This window comes from Desulfobacula sp. (genome assembly GCF_021107415.1).
This window is the reverse complement of record NZ_JAIOSW010000367.1, coordinates 1-7,886: the sequence shown is the minus strand read 5'-3', so window position 1 is coordinate 7,886 and position 7,886 is coordinate 1. Positions and strand designations below refer to the sequence as shown.

7 protein-coding genes and 1 pseudogene are annotated in these 7,886 nt (G+C 43.1%); 7 read left to right on the top strand and 1 reads right to left on the bottom strand.

The window, feature by feature from the left end; translation table 11 throughout:
• Window positions 1–88: 88 nt before the first annotated feature.
• Window positions 89–739, bottom strand: coding sequence for a TetR/AcrR family transcriptional regulator (locus tag K8S13_RS18490; protein WP_291464834.1), 651 nt, complete (start codon window positions 737–739; stop codon window positions 89–91).
• 190 nt (window positions 740–929) lie between these two features.
• Here K8S13_RS18490 and K8S13_RS18485 point away from each other — a divergent pair, with 190 nt between their 5' ends.
• From K8S13_RS18485 to K8S13_RS18455, 7 genes and pseudogenes are all read left to right on the top strand, one after another.
• Window positions 930–2,075, top strand: coding sequence for an ATP-binding protein (locus K8S13_RS18485; RefSeq protein WP_291464832.1), 1,146 nt, complete (start codon window positions 930–932; stop codon window positions 2,073–2,075).
• A 186-nt stretch (window positions 2,076–2,261) separates the two neighbouring features.
• Window positions 2,262–3,410, top strand: a complete 1,149-nt coding sequence (locus K8S13_RS18480) for an acyl-CoA dehydrogenase family protein (RefSeq protein ID WP_291464830.1) — start codon at window positions 2,262–2,264, stop codon at window positions 3,408–3,410.
• 42 nt (window positions 3,411–3,452) lie between these two features.
• A complete protein-coding gene (locus tag K8S13_RS18475; RefSeq protein ID WP_291464828.1) occupies window positions 3,453–4,238 on the top strand; it encodes an enoyl-CoA hydratase-related protein in 786 nt (261 codons plus the stop codon).
• Between the two features lie 6 nt (window positions 4,239–4,244).
• Window positions 4,245–5,834, top strand: a complete 1,590-nt coding sequence (locus tag K8S13_RS18470; RefSeq protein WP_291464827.1) for an acyl-CoA carboxylase subunit beta — start codon at window positions 4,245–4,247, stop codon at window positions 5,832–5,834.
• Window positions 5,835–5,860: 26 nt separating this feature from the next.
• Entirely contained in the window at window positions 5,861–6,985 is a 1,125-nt protein-coding gene (locus K8S13_RS18465) for a pyruvate carboxyltransferase (protein ID WP_291464825.1), read from the top strand.
• Window positions 6,986–7,003: 18 nt separating this feature from the next.
• Window positions 7,004–7,639, top strand: a complete 636-nt coding sequence (locus K8S13_RS18460; protein WP_291464823.1) for an XRE family transcriptional regulator — start codon at window positions 7,004–7,006, stop codon at window positions 7,637–7,639.
• Between the two features lie 14 nt (window positions 7,640–7,653).
• Window positions 7,654–7,886: pseudogene (locus K8S13_RS18455) on the top strand (acetoacetate--CoA ligase); the annotation flags it as partial.

The window sequence follows — 7,886 nt, the reverse complement described above, 5'->3', positions numbered from 1 at the left end:
GGGAGTTTGATTAAACTAAACAAAGTTTATGCGTTATATTTTAACTGGCATAAAATGAAAAAAAAATAAATGAAAATTTTTATTTTTATTAAAATATAAGTCCAAGAATGAAATCTGTTTGAATTTTAATGTATTCCTCGATGGTAAAATTCCGTTGCACATGCCAGCGCCGAAAGCCCCACATCTGACCCAGCACCGATATATTATGACCCACAAGATTCAATATTTTGCCATCCAGCGTCGGGAAATTATTTTTTCCTGACAAAGAAGACAACGCATTGATAAAAATATCTGTTATATTCAACTCATTTTCCAGGACTCTTATCTGCCATTTTTCCGGCAGAAATTGGGTCACCTGGTACATCATGAGAATATGGTCTCCCATCTTATCACAAACATAAAAATATTGACGGATAACCTCGGCAAGCCTTTCTTCTTGTTTATCCGTAATTAACAATGCCTTTTCAACCGCATCCTGGACCTCCTCATGAATGGTTTTACACACCAGATATAAGAGATCCTCTTTAGAACTGACATATTCATATAACGAGCCAATAGAAAAATTGGCAGCCTTTGCAATCATCCTTGTTGTGGTCTTGTGATATCCATGTTCAATAAAAAGATTAACCGTTGAATCGATAATCTGGCGCCGTCTTTCCCGGACCAGTTCAGGATTTTTTATTTGTGTGGGGACTTCTATGTCAGCTGTTGGAGTCTTGGATTTTTTAATTCTTCCCAAATGTTCACTCCTTTCACTTAAATAACATTATCAATAATAAGACTTGAACGAGCGCTCAGTCATAGAGATTTTTTTACATTTATTCAATAACTTGTCAAGGACAATATATTTTATCCAACCCTTTTCTATTTTTCCTTTTACCATGAAAATTTGGATTGACATTCCGAATATTCAATGATATCTAATTCCCATGATTCAGCGACATTCATATACAAAAAAACTTAAAGAAGCAATAAGACGCTCCCCTGTAGTTTCTTTGCTGGGGCCAAGACAATGCGGGAAAACAACATTAGCAAGATTTTTAGAAAAGAAATACCAAGCTGTATTTCTTGATTTGGAATCCCCTCAGGATCAGATGAGGTTACAAAATCCTGAGTTAATGTTAGGTGCTTTGGAAGGTCTGGTCATAATTGATGAGATTCAGATAATGCCTGAACTATTTGGAATTTTACGGGTGTTGGTAGACAGAGCTGATAATAAAACCAACTTTCTTATACTTGGAAGTGCCTCCCCACATATCATTAAAAATGTTTCTGAGACGCTTGCAGGAAGAACCGAGTTTATAGAACTGGCCGGGTTTAATTATATTGAAACTGGTGGGGACAGGGACAGTATCAATACCCTCTGGTTGCGAGGTGGCTTTCCCATGTCTTATCTTTCCAATTCTTTAGAGGATAGCTTAGCTTGGCGTGAAGGGTTTGTCCGTACTTTTCTGGAACGAGATATCCCCCAACTGGGCATTACTATTCCTGCCATTGCCATGCGAAGGTTCTGGACAATGCTTGCTCACTATCATGGTCAGACGCTGAACGCATCAGAGATAGGTAGATCACTGGGATTATCAGATAAAACCATTCGCTCATATCTTGATATTTTAACCGGTACCTATATGATGCGTCAACTTTTGCCCTGGCATGAAAATATCGGTAAACGACAAGTAAAAGCACCCAAAATTTATTTTCGGGATGTTGGCATACTGCATAGTTTGCTGGCTGTTACAGATATGAACAGTCTTATGGTTAATCCTCGTCTTGGCGCTTCCTGGGAAGGGTTTGCCCTGGAACAGGCTCTTCGGATTTTGCAACCGGTAGATGTATATTTCTGGGCAACATATAGTGGTGCAGAACTGGATTTATTATTTTTTAAAAATGGTAAAAGATATGGAGTTGAATTTAAATTTAATGAAGCACCGAAACTGACGAAATCAATGCGTATTGCAGTAGAAGACCTGAACCTTACCCACCTTTGGGTGGTTCATCCCGGTAAGCATGCCTTTCCGGTAGAAAAACAAATTTCAATGTTACCCTTGCATCAAATATCAAAAATGGCATTCTAATATCAAAAATTGATTTCGAATTTATTATTTTAAAAAAATAAATTCCTTTATTGACAAATTAATCCCTTTAAATATAGTATCTTGAAAATAGACTGAGCGCTCGATCAGTTTTATGGATTATCGAGCAATTTACGGCTTTTAAACCATAAGTAAAACAAATAACACACAATATGAAGGAGGCACAGGGTGGATTTTGACCTTACCAAAGAGCAGGAAATGATCCGTAAGGAAGTTAGAAAGTTTGCCCAAAAAGAGATTGCCCCCATTGCAGGAGAGCTGGATGAAAAAGAGGAATTTTCAGAAAAGCTGACCCGGCAGATGGGAGAAATCGGTCTTTTCGGCATGTTTGTTTCAGAAAAGTATGAAGGCCAGGAGATGGACTATATTTCATACATCATCGGCGTTGAAGAAATTGCAAGAATTGACGGTTCCCAGGCTGCCACCATTGCTGCAGCCAATTCCCTCGGTATCGGCCCGATCTACTATTTTGGTACTGAAGAGCAAAAACAAAAATATCTGCCCAAACTTTGTGCAGGGGAAGGCCTGTGGGGATTTGGTTTGACCGAGCCCACTGCCGGATCTGATGCCGGCGGCAGCAAGACAACGGCTGTCCTGGATGGAAATGAATGGGTCATTAACGGATCGAAAATATTCATCACCAATGCTGCCTGTGACATGACCATGGGCGTAACAGTCCAGGCGATTACCGGCACAAGGGACAATGGCAAACCTGAATATTCCTGTATCCTTGTTGAAGCAGGCACTCCTGGATTTAAAGCTATCCCCATGCACAAAAAATTGATGTGGAGAGCTTCTAATACAGGAGAACTCTATTTTGATGATGTCAGGGTTCCCAAAGAAAATATTCTTGGAAACAAAGGTGACGGATTCCACCAGATGCTGTCAACCCTTGATGGAGGAAGGCTCTCCATTGGGTCCATGGGCCTTGGCGGTGCCCAGGGAGCCTATGACCTTGCTTTAAAATATGCCAAAGAAAGAGAACAATTTGGACAGCCCATCTCAAAATTCCAGGCTATTGCCTTTAAACTGGCCGACTGTGCCATGGAAATAGAGTGTGCCAGAAACCTTCTTTACAAAGCCTGCTGGCTGAAAAGCAAAAAAAGGCCCTTTGAAAAAATAGCTGCCATGGGCAAGCTCTATTGTTCTGAAGTCATGGGAAGAGTGGTGGATCATGCTGTCCAGATCCATGGGGGATATGGTCTCATGAAAGAATACAACGTGGAAAGATTTTACAGGGACCAGAAGCTCTTGGAAATCGGTGAAGGAACCTCAGAAGTTCAACGCATTGTGATTTCACGTCATATTGGCTGCTGATGTCAGGCCTTTATTTATATTGGTAATCTCCAGGAGAACATTATGAGCACAAACAATCTTCTTTTAGTTGAAGAAAAAAACAAAGCTGTCATCCTGACCATGAACAGACCCAAAGTGATGAACTGCCTGAATTTTGATCTTTTATACGCCATCAGGGACAAAATCAATGACCTCCAATACAGAAACGATATCAGAACGGTCATCATCACCGGTGCAGGTGAGAAATCATTCTGTGCCGGGGCTGATTTAAAAGAAAGGGTCACCCTGACCCCGGATGAAGTGAAAAAATTTATTATCACCATCAGAAATCTTTTGACATCCATCCAGAATCTTCCCATACCCGTAATTTCCGCTGTGAACGGCATTGCCCTTGGCGGCGGCACTGAAGTAGCCCTTGCATCAGACATTCGCATTGCCTCTGAAAACGCAAGTATGGGACTGACCGAAGCCAAACTTGCCATCATTCCGGGAGGGGGCGGTACCCAGCGCCTGCCGCGAATCATTGGTGTGGCAAAGGCCAAGGAACTCATTTTTACCGGCAGACGAGTGGATGCAAAAGAAGCCCTTGCTATGGGTCTTGTTAATAAGGTCACACCCCAAAAAACCCTTTTGGAAGACTGCATGGAAATGGCGGACATGATAGCGCAGACAGGCCCCATTGCCGTTGAGATGGCCAAGTATGCCATAGACAAAGGCATTGAAACCGATCTGGCTACAGGGCTTGCCATTGAATCCAATGCATACCGGGTGACCATACCCACCGAGGACAGAATCGAAGGTCTGACAGCATTTAAAGAAAAAAGAAAACCGGTTTACAAAGGGAGATAAAACCCCATGACTGAAAATAAAACATTCTGGAAAGCTGAAGAAAAAAAACTTGAAGAACGCCAACAGGAAGCGATTCTTTCCGGCGGTCAAACGGCTATAGACAAACTTGCCAAAAGAGGCAAACGTCCTGTGAGAGATTTGATTGCCGACCTTATTGATCCCAATACCCAATTTTTTGAACTGTCCGTGCTGGCGGGGTTTGGCATGGGATACCCGGGTGTTGAAGATGTTCATTGTGCAGGAATTGTCACAGGCATTGGAAAAATCCATGGCAACTGGACCATGATCATGGCCAGTGACAGCCGTGTAAAGGCCGGCACCTATTTTCCCATCACACTTAAAAAGCATATGAGGGCCCAGGCCATTGCGGAAAAATGCGGCCTTAACTGTGTCTATATTGCTGATTCGGGAGGTGTTTTCCTTCCCATGCAGGCAGATGTCTTCCCCGACGACCAGCATTTTGGATCTATTTTTTATAATATGGCCAGAATGTCAGCCATGGGGCTTCGCCAGGTAACCTTAAGTACAGGTGGAAATACGGCAGGCGGTGCCTATATTGTATTTATGGCCTGTGAATCCATTATGATTGACAAACAATCCTTTTCATTTCTTGGCGGCCCTCCCCTTGTAAAAATGGCCACAGGAGAAGAAATTTCTGCAGAAAACCTGGGGGGTGCAAGGGTTCATACCGAGATTTCCGGCGGCGCAGACCATATCTGCAAGGATCAGACCCAGGCCATTACCCGGTTAAGACAGCTTCTTTCCTTGACAAAATCCCAAAAAACCCATGTTCACACCTATGAGACCAAAGAACCCAAAGTTTCCCCTGAATCCATCTATGATGTCATGCCCATATCACCCCACAAAGTGATTGACGGCAGAAAAATTCTTGAAGCCATTGCAGATGAATCCGAATTTATTGAACACAAGCAAAACTTTGCCCCGGGCCGGGGTTCCAATATTTTGACGGGAAGACTTAGGATCAAAGGCCTCCCCATCGGGGTTGTCTGCTCCAATGCAGCAGGAATTATCTTTCATGAAGCTGCCAAAAAGGTGACCGAATGGGTGATCAGATGTTCCTATGAAAAAATCCCGCTGCTGTTTATCCAGAGTTCACCCGGCTATATGATCGGCTCTGATTCAGAACATGCCGGTATCGGTAAATATGGAGCCGACATGGTGCGGGCGGTTTCCTGTGCCCAGGTACCAAGGATTCAACTGGTTATCGGACCGGACAACGGCGCAGCCAATTACGGCATGTGTGGAAGAGGTTACAGGCCCAACTTTTTGTTTTCCACAATGCGGGCAAGAACCGGGGTCATGAGCGGGAGAAGTGCTGGCGGTGTTCTTTTAAGCATTGAGGAGGCCAAGCGAAAAGCCATGGGCAGCCCCATGACAACTGAAGAAATAAATGAATTCCAGCAAAAAATGATTGATAAATATGATGGTGAAGCCCATCCATTTTTCTGTGCTTCACGGCTTTTAAACGACCGGGTGATTAAATTTTGTGACATCAGGGACTGGCTTGCCATGGCCTTTGAGGTCAGCCTTATAAAACCCATTGGTGACGCAACATTTGGAAATTTCAGATTTTAAAAACATAATTTAAGGAGAAAATAACTATGACAGAATATGATTATTGGAAAATCTTTCCAAGAATGCCCAAAAAGGTGACCATTGGAGATATTACAATCCGTGACGGATTCCAGCATCTTGAAAAATTCATTTCAACCCCTGCTAAAATCACTTATCTTGAAGAATTGATTTTTGCAGGATGCCGCGACATTGAAGTGACAAACCTGGGGAACCCGAGAAGTATGCCCCAGTTCAGTGATGCCGAAGAACTTTTAACCCATCTCAGGGGTGATAATTTTATCAGCCGTGCAGCCAAAAAAGGTATTAACATGGACGATGTGGTCTTGACCGCCATTACCATCCGTGAGCCGGCCGTTGACCGGGCCATTGAACTTAAAAAAAAGGGGATAGGGCCGGACAGACTATTAATGATGGTCTCCACCGAAGAAGAACACCATTTTGCCAATTCCGGGACCACTCTTCCAAATTATTGGAAAGAGGCTGAACGGTCTATTAAAAAGTGTACGGATGCCGGCATTAAGATGTGCGGCACGGTCAGTACCATCTGGGGAAGCCCCATAGGAGGAGCCACCCAATTAAAAGATGCGGTTGAATTCACCAAGTACTGGCTTTCCATCGGGGCCACTGACATTGAGCATGCCGATCATGACGGGTCTGCCTCTGCAGCAGATGTCTATCGGTATTTTTCCATGATCCTTGATGAACTCCCGGATACAAGCCTTCACATTGCCCATTTTCATGAAACAAAAAGAGTGGCCTCAGCCTCGGTTCTTGCAGCCCTCCAGGCGGGCATCTGCCATTTTGAAGCAACCCTTGGGGGCTTAGGCGGACAGCCGGCCAACTTCCTGGGTGACAGACCCATTAAAGGTACGGGCGACTATTATTATGATGATGAAAGATATGTGGGATTGATCTGTCTTGAAGATACGCTTGTACAAATTGATGAAATGGGTATAGAACATGGATATGATATTGACAGAATCCTGTGGCTGGGAAAACAGATGGAAAAAACCGTTGGTACAAGATTAAGAAGTGAAGCGATGATCAACGGCAGAACCCTTAAGGAAGGCCATATGGAGTATGCCAGACCCGGACTTGCAAAAGTTAAAGAAAAACTGGGTGAAACGCCGAATCAAAGTTTTCCCGAATAATGATGATAAGGAGACATTATGGACAAACAAGACAAAATCCCTCATATCAATCTTGATTATTTTGAAGATCTCACCGGAAACATAAAAAATGGTAAAAAAAGTGATGTGGATGAGGTGGGAAAACGCATCAAACAGGTGAGAGAAAAAAGGGGTGTTTCCCTTGAGGATCTTTCCAATCTGACGGGGTTTGACATTTCCCGGCTTAAAGACATTGAAAGCGGCAAGGTAAAACCCCAGCTCGGAACCGTGATGAAACTTTCAAAGGCTTTGGATTCTGCTGTGGGCCGCCTGGTATCAGGCATGGGAACCAAGCTGTATTCCATTACAAGGAAGGATGAAAGAAAACCAATTTCTCGTTCCACTTCAAAAACCAGCAAAAAAAATGTTTATTCTTACATGAGCCTTGCCCCGGAAGTCCAGGGCCGTCACATGGAAGCGTTGATCGTACAATTGGAAAAAGCTGAAGACAAAGAAATATCCGTCCATAACGGGGAAGAATTTATTTTTGTTCTTGAAGGTATTGTCAACCTGACCATTGGAAAAGAGACCTATGATCTTGACCCTGGCGACAGTGCCTACTATTTGTCAACCACTCCCCATTTTATTACTGCAAAAACTGAGAAAGCCACCATACTTGCTGTTCTGTATGAATAAGGAGGTTAAAAAAAATGTCAAAACTTTTATGGCAGCCGTCTGAAGATAGAATTAAAAGTACCAACATGTATCGTTTCATGAACCTTGTGAATGAAAAATTCAACAAAGATTTTAAAGACTATGCCTCTCTGTGGGAATGGTCTGTGGATAATCTTGAAGATTTCTGGGCAACCAGTTGGGATTTCCTTGATATCAAGGCCTCCCAAGTCTATGAAAAGGCAATTGATGATCCAGCCAAAATGCCTGG

What these genes read in the sequence shown, in the direction of transcription:
- K8S13_RS18485 (WP_291464832.1), top strand. Translation starts at nt 930, where the DNA reads ATGATTCAGCGACATTCATATACAAAAAAACTTAAAGAAGCAATAAGA.
- K8S13_RS18475 (WP_291464828.1), top strand. Translation starts at nt 3,453, where the DNA reads ATGAGCACAAACAATCTTCTTTTAGTTGAAGAAAAAAACAAAGCTGTC.
- K8S13_RS18470 (WP_291464827.1), top strand. Translation starts at nt 4,245, where the DNA reads ATGACTGAAAATAAAACATTCTGGAAAGCTGAAGAAAAAAAACTTGAA.
- K8S13_RS18465 (WP_291464825.1), top strand. Translation starts at nt 5,861, where the DNA reads ATGACAGAATATGATTATTGGAAAATCTTTCCAAGAATGCCCAAAAAG.
- K8S13_RS18460 (WP_291464823.1), top strand. Translation starts at nt 7,004, where the DNA reads ATGGACAAACAAGACAAAATCCCTCATATCAATCTTGATTATTTTGAA.